Here is a 12,439-nt window from a genome sequence, read left to right as displayed (position 1 = left end):
GATGGGTAAAATAATTGCAATTGCTAATCAAAAAGGTGGTGTTGGCAAAACAACAACCTCAATTAATTTAGCAGCTTCGTTAGGTGTTTTAGAGAAAAAAGTATTGCTAATAGATGCCGATCCTCAAGCCAACGCCTCCTCTGGAATTGGTATCGATGTAGAATCGGTTGAAATTGGAACCTATCAACTTTTAGAACATTCGCATGGGCCTAAAGAGGCCATCGTTAGCACAGATACACCAAACCTAGACATTATCCCTGCTCACATAGATTTGGTTGCTATTGAAATTGAACTGGTAGACAAAGACCATCGCGAATACATGCTAAAAAAGGCATTAACAGATATTAAAGATGATTATGATTATATTTTAATAGATTGTGCCCCATCTTTAGGCCTTTTAACCCTTAATGCTCTTACAGCTGCAGATTCTGTAATTATTCCTATTCAATGCGAATATTTTGCACTTGAAGGGTTAGGAAAATTATTAAACACCATAAAAAGCGTACAAAAAATACATAATAAAGATTTAGATATTGAAGGCTTACTACTAACTATGTACGATGCCCGTTTAAGACTATCGAACCAAGTGGTTGAAGAAGTACAAAAGCACTTTAACGATATGGTTTTTCAAACCATTATACAGCGCAACGTGCGTTTAAGCGAAGCTCCAAGTTATGGCGAAAGCATCATTAATTTTGATGCATCAAGTAAAGGTGCTAATAATTACTTAAGTTTGGCTAAAGAAATTATTAATAAAAACTCCTAAATTATGGCGAAGGCAAATAAGAAACAAGCTTTAGGAAGAGGTTTATCGGCTTTATTAAAAGACCCTGAAAACGATATACAATCGGCACAAGATAAAAATGCCGACAAAGTTATTGGCAATATAGTTGAATTGGATTTAGACCATATTGAAGTTAATCCATTTCAACCACGTACTAATTTTAGCGAAGAATCGCTGCGCGAATTAGCATCTTCGATAAAAGAATTAGGTATTATTCAACCTATAACCGTTCGAAAAATAGCGCACAACCAATATCAATTAGTATCTGGTGAGCGTCGTTTTAGAGCTTCAAAATTATTGGAATTAGAAACAATTCCAGCTTATGTTCGCATTGCAAACGACCAAGAATCGCTAGAAATGGCCTTGGTTGAGAATATTCAGCGACAAGATTTAGATCCTATTGAAATTGCTTTATCGTACCAACGCTTAATCGACGAAATTAATTTAACGCAAGAGCAAATGAGTGAACGCGTTGGTAAAAAACGTTCTACTATTACCAATTACTTGCGTTTATTAAAATTAGACCCAATTATTCAAACTGGAATGCGAGATGGGTTTATATCTATGGGGCATGGTCGCGCTTTAATTGCAATAGACGATACAAGTACACAACTGGATATTTACGAAAGTATTCTTACCAAAAAATTATCGGTTAGAGAAACCGAAAATATGGTTCGCAATATTAACTCGCCTAACACCAGTGCTTCAAATAAAGCCGATAATGACGTACCATCATTTATAAAATCTGGAATTAATTCCTTCTCGGAATACTTTGGGCATAAAATTGACGTTAAAGTCTCTAAAAACGGGAAAGGTAAAATTACTATACCTTTTCATTCTGAAGAAGATTTTAACCGCATAAAAAAATTAGTTGAAGGTGCTAAATAAAACCGTAATAGCAGGTATTTTATTTTTATTCTGTAGTTTATCATTACTAGCGCAAAACGAAAGCGAAACCGAGGAATCAAAAAAAAAACAACTTCCTAACGAGGTTGTTGTCGATTCTATTTTTGAAATTCGAAAACCTATTGATGCATTACGGCCAGCAAAAGCTGCGTTTTTCTCAGCCATATTACCAGGCTTAGGTCAAGTTTACAATAAAAAATACTGGAAAGTTCCTATTGTTTATGCAGCACTTGGTACGGGGCTATATTTTTATATTGATAATAACAAACAATACAACCGCTACCGCGATGCTTATAAAAGTAGGCTTGCCGGTTTTACTAACGACGAGTTTTACTACGACTCCAACGGCGATTTGCTAGAAACTCCAAGAATATCAACAGAAAATTTAGAAACCGCACAAGATTTCTACAAAAAAAACAAAGAAATATCGCTGTTGGTAACTATTGGTTTGTACGCCTTAAATATAATTGATGCCAATGTTGATGCGCATTTAATGCAATATAATGTAGATGAAAACTTATCTTTAGCTCCACATTACGAGTTTAATGAAATTAACGCTACAAATAATTTAGGCCTTACATTAAATTTTAAGTTTTAGCCTTTATAAAACAGAATTACCATTATAAACATATGAAAATAGCTTTACTAGGATACGGAAAAATGGGCAAAACCATTGAACAAATTGCCATTAACCGCGGGCATGAAATTGTTTTAAAAATAGACAAAGACAACACCGATTACGATATTACACTTGCCGATGTTGCTATAGACTTTAGTATTCCAAACGTGGCTTTTAATAATATTTCTAACTGCTTAAATAATGGTGTTCCTGTAATTTCAGGTACTACTGGTTGGCTAGATAATTTCAACAATGCTGTAAATTTATGTAACGACAAAAAAGGCGCATTTATTTATGCTTCAAACTTTAGTTTAGGAGTTAATATTTTCTTTGAAATGAATAAGTACTTAGCAAAAATGATGAGTAACTTAAAACAATACAACGTTTCAATGGAAGAAATTCACCACACCCAAAAACTTGATGCACCAAGCGGTACGGCTATTTCTTTAGCCAACGATATAATTTCAAACAATAATAATTTTAGCGACTGGAAATTAAATGAAAACGGAGAAAACATCATTCCAATTACAGCAAAACGTATTGAAGATGTTCCGGGTACACATACTATTACTTACGCTAGCGAAGTAGACACCATAACCATAGACCACGTTGCCCATAACCGCCAAGGCTTTGCACTAGGAGCAGTAATCGCTGCCGAATGGATTATTGGCAAAACAGGTGTATTTACTATGAACGACGTGTTAAATATTGGTTAAAACTACTTAAGTTTGTAACTAATAAACAAAGTATAGCACTAACAAAACAATAAAAATTTAAAATTATGACTTGGTCGCAGTGGTTTATTTTCTTTTTAATTATTCAAGTAATTCATGGTTTAGGCACCTGGAAACTTTATATTAAAGCAGGTAAACAAGCTTGGGAAGCCTTTGTTCCTGTTTACAATGCCGTAGTTTTAATGAAAATAATTAATCGCCCTTGGTGGTGGACCATTTTATTATTTCTACCAATTGTAAACCTAATCATGTTTATGGTGGTTTGGGTAGAAACTGCCAGAAGTTTTGGTAAAAACACTCATTTAGATACTGCTCTTGCTGTTTTAACCTTAGGTTTTTACAACTACTATTTAAATTATGTTGCAGATGTAAGTTATATTGAGAACAGGAGTTTACAACCAAAATCTGGTTCTGGTGAATGGACAAGTTCTATTTTATTCGCTATCGTGGCTGCAACTATTGTACACACTTATTTTATACAACCATTTACTATTCCGTCGTCGTCCCTAGAAAAATCGTTGCTAGTTGGCGACTTTTTATTTGTTAGTAAATTTCACTACGGAGCCCGTGTACCTAATACAACTGTGGCTGCTCCAATGGTGCACGACACTATTCCTGTTATAAAAAAGAAATCGTATTTATTTGATGATCATAAGGATAGTAAGTCATGGAAAAACCTGTTGCAACTACCCTATTTGCGCATTCCTGGATTTGAAAAAATAGAGCGTAACGACATTGTGGTATTTAACCAACCAGCCGATACGCTTTTAGATATGAATAATTTTCATCCAGATCGTAATTACTACAAGCCAATCGATAAAAAAACCAACTTAGTTAAACGATGTGTTGGTGTTGCTGGTGATACTTTAGAAGTTCGCGATGGTTTTGTTTATATTAACGGAAAGAAAAACGAACTGCCAGATAGAGCACACTTACAATTTAGTTATTTTGTACAACCTAAAACGAGTCAGTTTAACCCAAAATACTTAAAAGATCGCTACGATATTACTGATGGTTTCGGAATTATAAATAACCAAAACACCTATTATTTTTCAGCGATTTCAGATGAAGCATTAGCCAAATTTAAAAACAACCCAAATGTAGTTAGCATTACGCCCAACATAAAAGAAAAAGGCGAGCGCGATCCTAATATTTTTCCGCATGACCCAAATTACAACTGGAACGTAGATCAATTTGGACCACTTTATATTCCTGAAGAAGGAAAAAGCATAGAAATTACAATTGATAATTTACCGCTTTATAAACGAGCCATTACAGAATACGAAGGCAATACCTTAAGTGTAAACGGAAATCAAATTTTAATAAATGGTGAAGTGGCCAACAGCTACACCTTTAAACAAAATTACTATTGGATGATGGGTGATAACCGCCACAACTCTATTGATGCTCGTGCATGGGGATTTGTACCGTTTAGCCATGTAGTTGGTAAACCGGTGTTTATTTGGATGAGTTGGGATGGTTCAAGCCCACGTTGGGAACGCTTTTTTACAACCGTTTCTGGAACAGGTAAAGCAACCTCTTTCTTAATTCCATTTTTAGTTTTAATAGCTGCTTATTTTGGGTTTAGCCAATGGCGTAACCGTAAGAAGGCAGAATAACAAAAACTATCGAAACACTTCATACACTTTAAGCGATTTAAAACATTAAGACAACTTCTATTAAGATTCCCACTTTCGTGGGAATTTAGATTATGAACATTATTATCCACCCAACATATTTTCCAAACATTAAACATTTTGTTGCTATAGCAAATGCCGAAGAAGTGTACTTTGAAATGGATGATAATTTTATAAAACAAACCTACCGTAATCGTACAAATATTTACGGCGCAAACGGAAAACTTACTTTAAATATTCCAGTTAGTTACTCACAAAAAAACAGGCAAAAATACCGCGATGTTAAAATTTTTAATGAAGAAAAGTGGCAAAGCAATCATTGGAAATCTTTAGAATCGGCTTACAAAACCTCTCCTTTTTTTGAGTTTTATGAAGATGAATTACAACCATTATTTACAACAAAACAGGATTTTATTCTAGATTTTAATTTGAAGTGTTTTGAGGTAATTTGCGATTGTTTACAATTGGATTTAAATTTCACAAAATCTGAAACTTATCAAAAAGAAATAAACGATAAAACAGATTTTAGACCGCTGGTTAATGCAAAAAAAGAAAACACACCTAACTTTGATAGCTACACCCAAGTTTTTAGCAGTAAACACGGCTTTATTCCTAATTTAAGCATATTAGATTTATTATTTAATGAAGGACCAAACACATTAAATTATTTGGAGTCTCAGCAACTAAATGTGATACAATAATGCTACAACCCATTGTACATTACGGCACACACTTTTTATTACCACTTGTAATTGCTTTATTATTTTATAAAACCAACTGGAAAATTGCCTACCTAACTATGGCTGCTGGAATATTAATAGATTTGGATCATATATTAGCCACACCAATTTTCGACTCGGGTCGCTGTAGTATTGGCTATCATCCGTTACATTCTTGGTTTGCTATTTTGTTTTATATATTTCTTCTAGTGCCTAAAAAATCTCGATTAGTGGCCTTAGGCCTCGTAATTCATATTATTGCCGATATTTTAGATTGTAGTTTTATGTAAGCTATATTCCGCCGTAAATTAAATCTTCATTTAAATCTACAGCTTCAATTTGGCTAAAATCTGTAACCAATCTTGTACTGTAAGATTTACAAGCTTTCCAGTCGGCTTTATAATATTTTTTTACTTCTTTTAAATCCTTCTTGCTAATAAGTGGTGATTTTGAAAACATGGTATCTGGCAATAATCGCGCACCATACAGAATTCCATATCGTAATGTTCCTAAATACAGCCTAAATAATAAGTTTAAAAAGCTGTTCTTAAATCCGCGACGTTTAGTCATGTTTATAAACTTGCCCATAAATTGCATCGCTTTTAATTGTTTTTCGGAGTAGGATTTGTGTTTTCTAGATAAATCTAAAGTACTTAAATCTACTGTAGCTTCTAAAGCATTTGCAATGCCTCCTATAAATGCTTTCGAGTCATTTTTTAAATCGTTATAAACTAAAACAAGTGGTTTTTTATTAAAGTTTTTTTCTAATATTTTTATTTGCCTATCGTAGTCCATATGCTCTTTTTTAAAGAACCCTGAATCATTTTGTACATCAAAAAAATCTTTAAAACTTCCTGTAAAACCATTTTTTACATACCTGCGATACTCTGATGCTATATAGCTATCATGCCTTCTAAATACAATAATTGCTAAGGTATTTGGGTATGCTTTTGCAAAACGCTCTACTTCTTTTTCAAAAACACGTCGATCTAACTCTCTAGACACTAAATAACGGTTGTGTTCGCCTTTTTGTATAATTTTAATAGCCTTTTTGTAGCGTGTCCGTTGAATATAATAAAGGCCTTTTAACTTTGGGAATACGCGATATTGTAAAAAAGTTGTTCCTGTTTTTGCAGTACCAACATGAAAAAAAACTTCAGGTTGGTGGGTATTGAGTTGCGTTTGCATTATTAAAAAACTAAATGGTTAGTAATAAACAAACATAGCCTGTAAAGATTATTATAAAGTTATCGGGATATAGCTATAAAGCTAATTTTTAAGCAAACATGTTAACAAGAAGTTATGTTATTTCTTTAAACTTAAAGTTGTAGTTATAGGATAATGATCGGAATAATAGTTATCGTATGTTTTAAAACCATTTACATTAAAAGCTTCATCTGCAAAAATAAAGTCTATACGAACAGGAAAGAATTTAAAATGATATGTACGTCCAAAACCAGAACCCGCCTGAATAAAAGTATCGTTTAAATCGCCTTTTATAGTTTTATAAACATATGAAAAAGCGGTGTTATTAAAATCACCACAAATAATCATTTTATAATCGCATTGCTTTTTGTGCATTAAAAACAACTCAGTTTGGAACTGTTGCATTTTAAATGTATTGCTAATTCGATTAAACAAACGCTCGGAGTTTTCCTTTTTTAAACTTTCAACCTGTGTATTAATTCGCATTGACTCTAAATGAATATTATACACGCGAATGGTATCGTTGCCTTTTACTACATCAGCAAAAATGGCATTATTTGATGTATTTGGAAACTCAATAGAACCCGAGTTTATTATGGGAAACTGAGAGTAAATGGCTTGTCCTGATTTTATTTTTTTACCTGAAAGCTTTTCATATTTATATTTAAAAAAAGATAAATTAACATCTTCCCGAGAATGATATTCTTGAAGGCTTAAAATATCTGGCGATTCTGTTTTAATTAAATCTATAATTTTAGTATCAACATCGGTTCCTGGCAGCCATTCGTATAAATTAAACAAACGAACATTATAATTCATTACTTTAAAATTGCCGCTATCTTCAATATTTTTGGCAGATGAAAACTTGTAAAGCGAACCAAAGCCAAAATAACCTATAAGTAATACGGTTAAAGACAGCATAAACTTTCGTTTAAACTTAATTAACCAATAAATAAAAAATATAACATTAAGTATTATTAAAAAGGAAACGCCCAGATTAAGTACTGCAAGAATACTAAAGGTTTTAGGTGGCAAAAATGGTAAAATATAAGACAGCAATAGTAATACAGCAACTACTGTATTTAAAAAATAAACTATTTTATTCGTGAAGCTTAGTTTACTCATAGCTTTTTACTATATATGCCTTAGTTTTTAAACTTTAGCTTCTAGCTTTAACTTTTATTTCCCTGCTCTAAACAGGAATTCTTTTTCTTCTGATGTTAAACTATCGTAACCACTTTTACTTATTTTATCTAGAATAACATCAATTTTTTTTTGATTATTAAACTCATTAAAATCAGCTTTAGTGTACCCACCAACTTTATTTTTATTTTTATGAACAGTTTTTAACGGTCCTCTTTTAGAGGACTTGAAAAGATTGACAATTTTATCCATAAAACGCTCGAAACCTTTACCAATATCGCTTCCTGCTTGTAATTGTTTGGCATAAACATAACCAAGAATTGCACCACCCAAATGGGCTAAATTCCCTCCTGCGTTTACACCAAATAACCCAAACACATCTAAAGCCACAATACCTAAACCTATATACCAAAGTTTAATATTAAAAGTAAAAAAACGCACTTCTTGATTGGGCATATAAGCACATAAAAAAATAAGTAAAGCCCTAACAGCAGCAGAAGCACCTAACAGCCTAGAATGACCACCGAAAAGTGATGGTAATAAATTATAACCCAACATAAATAGTACACCCCCAAAAATAGCCCCTAAAAAATAAACGTTTAAAGCCATTTTTGGACTAAATAAGTTTAAAAACATTCGCCCCAAAAAATACAACCAAAGCATATTAAATAGAATATGCAAAAAATCGGTTTCCGAATGCAAAAACGCATAACTAATTATAGTCCATGGTTTGGTAATAAACTCACCAAAACTACTAGGTAATTCAAACCAAGTCATTTGGTTTTTAAACACAAGTGATAGAAAAAAAACAACCACATTTATGGCTATAATTTTTTCAAGTACATTTAGGTTTGAAAATTTATATTTTAAGTCTTGAACAAAAGAACTCATTAATACCAACGATTTTGGTTAAACTGATTTTTTTTCCAATACCACATAATAATAAATCCGGTAATAGCACCACCAACGTGAGCCATATAAGCCGTATTACTTGGGCTAAAAAAGGATTGCCCTGTTATACCTGAAACTAAGTCTAATATAATAATTCCTGGGATAAAATACTTGGCTTTTATAGGAATTGGAAGAAAAATCATCATAAGTTCTGCATTAGGGTTCATCATACCAAAAGCAGCTAAAATTCCCATAATACATCCCGATGCACCAACCATTGAAGCATAATAAATCTGGTTAAACTCTTGCCCTATTGCACGAAATGCCTTGCCTTCTTTAAATACTTCTACAATTTGATCTTGCGTAAAACCTAAAGCCATCGCCTCTTGCTCCATAGGAATATATTTAAAATAATAATACCCTAACTGTAATGCCACAGCACCTAAACCAGCAGAAAAATATATAAACAAAAAGCGCTTTGAGCCTAAAACATTCTCTACAGGCGAACCAAACATCCAAAGTGCAAACATATTAAATAACAAATGTGTAAAGCCACCATGCATAAACATATGTGTAACAATTTGCCAAGGTTTAAACGCTTCGTTTTTTGGAAAATATAAGGCAAACCATTCATAAAATAATTGACCTCCACCTATCGTTAATGTACCTATAAACACTAATACATTAATAATTATTAAATGTTTTACGGTATCTGAAATTCTCATCATAATTTAAACTCTCTTTTTGTAAACCTCTATATTACAGAGGTTACATCATATAAATTTTTTATCTAACTCATCAACACTCATAGTAATAAATGTTGTTTTATTAGCAGGCGAAACGTTTGGCTCTTTACAAGCAAAAAGTTTATTTACCAAGTGTTCTTGCTCATCTTTTTTTAAAGCCTGCCCTGTTTTAATTGCTAAACTTTTAGCCATAGATTTCGCTAGTAAATCGGCCGCACTAAAATTACTATCGGGCACCTCGTTTTCTACATCGCTTATTAACTGTTCTAAAATAATAGACACTTCGCTTTCGGGAACACCTACCGGAACCCCAGTAATTTCGACTGTTTCTTTAGTTATTTCTGAAAATAAAAATCCTGTAAATTCTAAATCTTCTTTTAATTGACTGATGATCTCTACATCTTGTTTTGAAAAATGTAACTGTAGCGGAAATAATAACTGCTGACTTGTAGCTTCTTTTATAGTAAGATTCTTTAAAAAATCTTCATATAAAACCCTTTGATGTGCACGGTATTGATCGATAACCAACATACCAGATTTTATTGTGCTTACAATGTATTTATTGTGAATTTGATAGGTTGTATTAGCTTGTTCTACCTCATTATTATCAAACATTGAAGCTGTTTGCTCTTCACTTTCAAATTGAACTTCACTAAAATCTACAAGTGTTTCGTTATTATTATTTATTTCTTTTGAAGCCACGCCAACATACAAACTATCCCAATTATTAGGTGTTGGCTTGAACGATGTGGTTTGTCTACCTGAGAAAGACGATTTAGATTCTGTTTTAATAGGCTCGTTTTTAAACGGATTAAAACTTCTATCAACCTCAATTTCCGGTGCTTTAATATTAATTTTTTGCTGGGTATACGAGGTATCTAAATTAGGATCTCTATCAAAATCTAGAACAGGTGCTATATTAAATTGCCCTAAACTATGTTTTACAGCCGAACGTAAAATAGCGTAAAGCGTATGCTCGTCGTCAAATTTAATTTCAGTTTTAGTGGGATGAATATTAATATCTATGGTTTGCGGATCTACATCTAAATTTAAAAAATAGCTCGCGTGTGTTCCGTTTTTTAATAACCCTTCAAACGCCGAGGCAATGGCATGATTTAAATAAGCACTTTTTATAAATCTATTATTCACAAAAAAATACTGCTCACCACGTGTTTTTTTGGCAAACTCGGGCTTACCAACAAAACCAGAAATTTTAAGTACTTCGGTATCTTCGTTAACTGGCACCAACTTTTCATTGGTTTTACTTCCAAAAATATTTACAATACGTTGCCTAAAATTACTAACCGGCAAATTAAAGGTTTCGCTTCCGTTATTGTAAAAAAGAAAATTTATAGAAGGATGAGCTAAAGCTACACGATGAAACTCATCCATAATATGGCGTAATTCTACAGCATCTGATTTTAAAAAATTACGTCGTGCCGGAATATTAAAAAACAAGTTTTTTACCGCAACCGATGTGCCTTTGGGTGTTACCACAATTTCTTGTGTAACCACCTTGCTACCCTCTATTTGTATGGTGTTACCAACATCGTCTGTTTCTTGTTTGGTTTTAAGCTCTACATGGGCAATGGCTGCAATACTCGCCAAAGCTTCACCACGAAATCCTTTAGTATTAAGCTGAAATAAATCGTCTGCAGATTTAATTTTTGAAGTAGCATGACGCTCAAAACTTAAACGTGCATCTGTAGTACTCATGCCCTTGCCATCATCTATTACCTGTACTAAGGTTTTACCGGCATCTTTAATAATTAATTTTATAGTATTAGCCCCTGCATCAATAGCATTTTCAAGAAGTTCTTTTACTACCGAAGCTGGACGCTGTACAACTTCTCCTGCGGCTATTTGGTTTGCTACATGATCGGGTAAAAGTTGTATAATGTCTGCCATAAATTATTATGAAAAAAATATAGATAAATCGAAATCGATTATAAATAAAAATATTAAAACTAAAATCCCTACAATTATTAAAATACGACGGTTAGCCTCTTTATCTGGATTTTTATAATCGTCTAAAGCCTCATTAAATCGGGTTTTTATGCTTTTATTAGTTTCAATGGTTTTTCTAAAATCGTCGAATTTATGTTTAATTTCAAACGGATTACCTTCACCTTTATCGTCAAAATAACGTGGTTGATAATTAAATTTTTTGTTTTTACGCGTTTTTAAAAGTCCCATAATGTTTAGCTTTAAGTTACATGTATTTTTTTTCGAGTAAATACATACAAATCAATAATAATACCAAAGCCAAAATTAAAGTACGCATTGGCATAATGCCTTTCACTTTTTTTCTGTTACCAACACTATTTCGCCATTTTGAAGCAAAGTCTTTTTTATCTGTTTCACTTTCGTGAGATTGCTCTTGATTTTCCTTTGAAAATCGAGGTTGATAATTAAAAGTCCTGGGCTTACGTTGTTTAAACAAAATTGTGGTATTTAAACCTCAAAAATACTTAAAAATAGGCAGAAACTAAGTGGAGAAATGCCAAAAATTGTTAACATTAATGCTTAACGACAAGAGACTATTGGTAACTTAAACAAGCTTAATATTAGCTATTTGACTTTAAATTAGCCATTTTTATTGCAGCTATAGCAGCCTCTGTACCTTTATTTCCATGTTTACCTCCAGAACGATCTATGGCTTGTTGCATGGTATTATCGGTAAGTACACAAAATACTACTGGTGTATCGGTAATTATATTTAAATCTTTTATACCTTGAGTAACACCTGCGCAAACAAAATCAAAGTGTTTGGTTTCCCCTTGTATTACACTTCCAATAGCAATTACAGCATCAACATTTTGCTCTATCATTTTTTTGCAGCCATAAATTAGCTCGAAGCTTCCTGGTACATCCCAACGAATTATAGAATTGTGAGGCACACCGTTATCAATTAAAGCATCAAAAGCACCTTGGTATAAACCTTCTGTGATGTTTTCGTTCCACTCTGAAACAACAATCCCAAACCGAAAGTTGCTCGCGTTTGGGATTGTGTTTTTATCGTATTGTGATAAGTTTTTATTTTCTGTAGCCATA

15 protein-coding genes are annotated in these 12,439 nt (G+C 32.7%); 7 read left to right on the top strand and 8 right to left on the bottom strand.

The window, feature by feature from the left end; genetic code table 11:
- The first annotated feature begins 1 nt into the window (after position 1).
- From LG651_RS07090 to LG651_RS07060, 7 genes are all read left to right on the top strand, one after another.
- The gene (locus LG651_RS07090) at positions 2-766 is read left to right on the top strand and encodes a ParA family protein (protein WP_226695438.1); all 765 of its coding nucleotides are present in this window, start codon (positions 2-4) and stop codon (positions 764-766) included.
- A gap of 3 nt (positions 767-769) precedes the next feature.
- Positions 770-1,672 (top strand): ParB/RepB/Spo0J family partition protein, encoded by a 903-nt coding sequence (locus tag LG651_RS07085; RefSeq protein ID WP_226695437.1) that lies wholly within the window; start codon positions 770-772, stop codon positions 1,670-1,672.
- On the top strand, positions 1,662-2,288 hold the full coding sequence (locus LG651_RS07080; protein ID WP_226695436.1) for a DUF5683 domain-containing protein: 627 nt from the start codon (positions 1,662-1,664) through the stop codon (positions 2,286-2,288). Before LG651_RS07085 ends, LG651_RS07080 begins: the two co-directional genes overlap by 11 nt.
- A 32-nt stretch (positions 2,289-2,320) precedes the next feature.
- Positions 2,321-3,025: a 4-hydroxy-tetrahydrodipicolinate reductase gene (gene dapB, locus LG651_RS07075; RefSeq protein ID WP_226695435.1), complete on the top strand. Its 705-nt coding sequence runs from the start codon at positions 2,321-2,323 to the stop codon at positions 3,023-3,025.
- A 65-nt stretch (positions 3,026-3,090) separates the two neighbouring features.
- A complete protein-coding gene (gene lepB, locus LG651_RS07070) occupies positions 3,091-4,662 on the top strand; it encodes a signal peptidase I (RefSeq protein ID WP_226695434.1) in 1,572 nt (523 codons plus the stop codon).
- Positions 4,663-4,754: 92 nt separating this feature from the next.
- Complete coding sequence (locus tag LG651_RS07065; protein WP_226695433.1) at positions 4,755-5,381, top strand: WbqC family protein; 627 nt, start codon at positions 4,755-4,757, stop codon at positions 5,379-5,381.
- On the top strand, positions 5,381-5,689 hold the full coding sequence (locus LG651_RS07060; RefSeq protein WP_226695432.1) for a DUF6122 family protein: 309 nt from the start codon (positions 5,381-5,383) through the stop codon (positions 5,687-5,689). Before LG651_RS07065 ends, LG651_RS07060 begins: the two co-directional genes overlap by 1 nt.
- Before the next feature lies 1 nt (position 5,690).
- Here LG651_RS07060 and LG651_RS07055 read toward each other — a convergent pair whose 3' ends face one another.
- The 8 genes from LG651_RS07055 to ribH all read right to left on the bottom strand — a co-directional run bounded on the left by LG651_RS07055 (position 5,691) and on the right by ribH (position 12,438).
- Positions 5,691-6,587: a hypothetical protein gene (locus LG651_RS07055; RefSeq protein WP_226695431.1), complete on the bottom strand. Its 897-nt coding sequence runs from the start codon at positions 6,585-6,587 to the stop codon at positions 5,691-5,693.
- 117 nt (positions 6,588-6,704) lie between these two features.
- Positions 6,705-7,730: an endonuclease/exonuclease/phosphatase family protein gene (locus tag LG651_RS07050; RefSeq protein ID WP_226695430.1), complete on the bottom strand. Its 1,026-nt coding sequence runs from the start codon at positions 7,728-7,730 to the stop codon at positions 6,705-6,707.
- 54 nt (positions 7,731-7,784) lie between these two features.
- Positions 7,785-8,639: a rhomboid family protein gene (locus LG651_RS07045; RefSeq protein WP_226695429.1), complete on the bottom strand. Its 855-nt coding sequence runs from the start codon at positions 8,637-8,639 to the stop codon at positions 7,785-7,787.
- Complete coding sequence (locus LG651_RS07040; RefSeq protein ID WP_226695428.1) at positions 8,639-9,367, bottom strand: rhomboid family intramembrane serine protease; 729 nt, start codon at positions 9,365-9,367, stop codon at positions 8,639-8,641. The genes LG651_RS07045 and LG651_RS07040 overlap by 1 nt, the downstream gene beginning before the upstream one ends.
- Positions 9,368-9,412: 45 nt before the next feature.
- Entirely contained in the window at positions 9,413-11,293 is a 1,881-nt protein-coding gene (gene mutL, locus LG651_RS07035; protein ID WP_226695427.1) for a DNA mismatch repair endonuclease MutL, read from the bottom strand.
- 6 nt (positions 11,294-11,299) lie between these two features.
- Positions 11,300-11,581 carry a riboflavin synthase subunit beta gene (locus LG651_RS07030; RefSeq protein ID WP_226695426.1) on the bottom strand — a complete coding sequence of 94 codons (282 nt, stop codon included), beginning with the start codon at positions 11,579-11,581 and terminating at the stop codon, positions 11,300-11,302.
- 16 nt (positions 11,582-11,597) lie between these two features.
- A complete protein-coding gene (locus LG651_RS07025) occupies positions 11,598-11,828 on the bottom strand; it encodes a hypothetical protein (protein ID WP_226695425.1) in 231 nt (76 codons plus the stop codon).
- Between the two features lie 124 nt (positions 11,829-11,952).
- On the bottom strand, positions 11,953-12,438 hold the full coding sequence (ribH, locus tag LG651_RS07020) for a 6,7-dimethyl-8-ribityllumazine synthase (protein ID WP_226695424.1): 486 nt from the start codon (positions 12,436-12,438) through the stop codon (positions 11,953-11,955).
- Position 12,439: the final 1 nt, after the last annotated feature.

It is taken from the genome of Neotamlana sargassicola (genome assembly GCF_020523965.1).
Classification (GTDB): domain Bacteria; phylum Bacteroidota; class Bacteroidia; order Flavobacteriales; family Flavobacteriaceae; genus Neotamlana; species Neotamlana sargassicola.
Note: the sequence above shows the minus strand (reverse complement) of the source record. Positions and strands in the feature narration are given on the sequence as shown.

Coding starts and splice junctions, on each gene's coding strand:
- LG651_RS07090 (WP_226695438.1), top strand. CDS start 2: ATGGGTAAAATAATTGCAATTGCTAATCAAAAAGGTGGTGTTGGCAAA.
- LG651_RS07085 (WP_226695437.1), top strand. CDS start 770: ATGGCGAAGGCAAATAAGAAACAAGCTTTAGGAAGAGGTTTATCGGCT.
- dapB (WP_226695435.1), top strand. CDS start 2,321: ATGAAAATAGCTTTACTAGGATACGGAAAAATGGGCAAAACCATTGAA.
- lepB (WP_226695434.1), top strand. CDS start 3,091: ATGACTTGGTCGCAGTGGTTTATTTTCTTTTTAATTATTCAAGTAATT.
- LG651_RS07065 (WP_226695433.1), top strand. CDS start 4,755: ATGAACATTATTATCCACCCAACATATTTTCCAAACATTAAACATTTT.
- LG651_RS07060 (WP_226695432.1), top strand. CDS start 5,381: ATGCTACAACCCATTGTACATTACGGCACACACTTTTTATTACCACTT.
- LG651_RS07055 (WP_226695431.1), bottom strand. CDS start 6,587: ATGCAAACGCAACTCAATACCCACCAACCTGAAGTTTTTTTTCATGTT.
- LG651_RS07050 (WP_226695430.1), bottom strand. CDS start 7,730: ATGAGTAAACTAAGCTTCACGAATAAAATAGTTTATTTTTTAAATACA.
- LG651_RS07045 (WP_226695429.1), bottom strand. CDS start 8,639: ATGAGTTCTTTTGTTCAAGACTTAAAATATAAATTTTCAAACCTAAAT.
- LG651_RS07040 (WP_226695428.1), bottom strand. CDS start 9,367: ATGATGAGAATTTCAGATACCGTAAAACATTTAATAATTATTAATGTA.
- mutL (WP_226695427.1), bottom strand. CDS start 11,293: ATGGCAGACATTATACAACTTTTACCCGATCATGTAGCAAACCAAATA.
- LG651_RS07030 (WP_226695426.1), bottom strand. CDS start 11,581: ATGGGACTTTTAAAAACGCGTAAAAACAAAAAATTTAATTATCAACCA.
- ribH (WP_226695424.1), bottom strand. CDS start 12,438: ATGGCTACAGAAAATAAAAACTTATCACAATACGATAAAAACACAATC.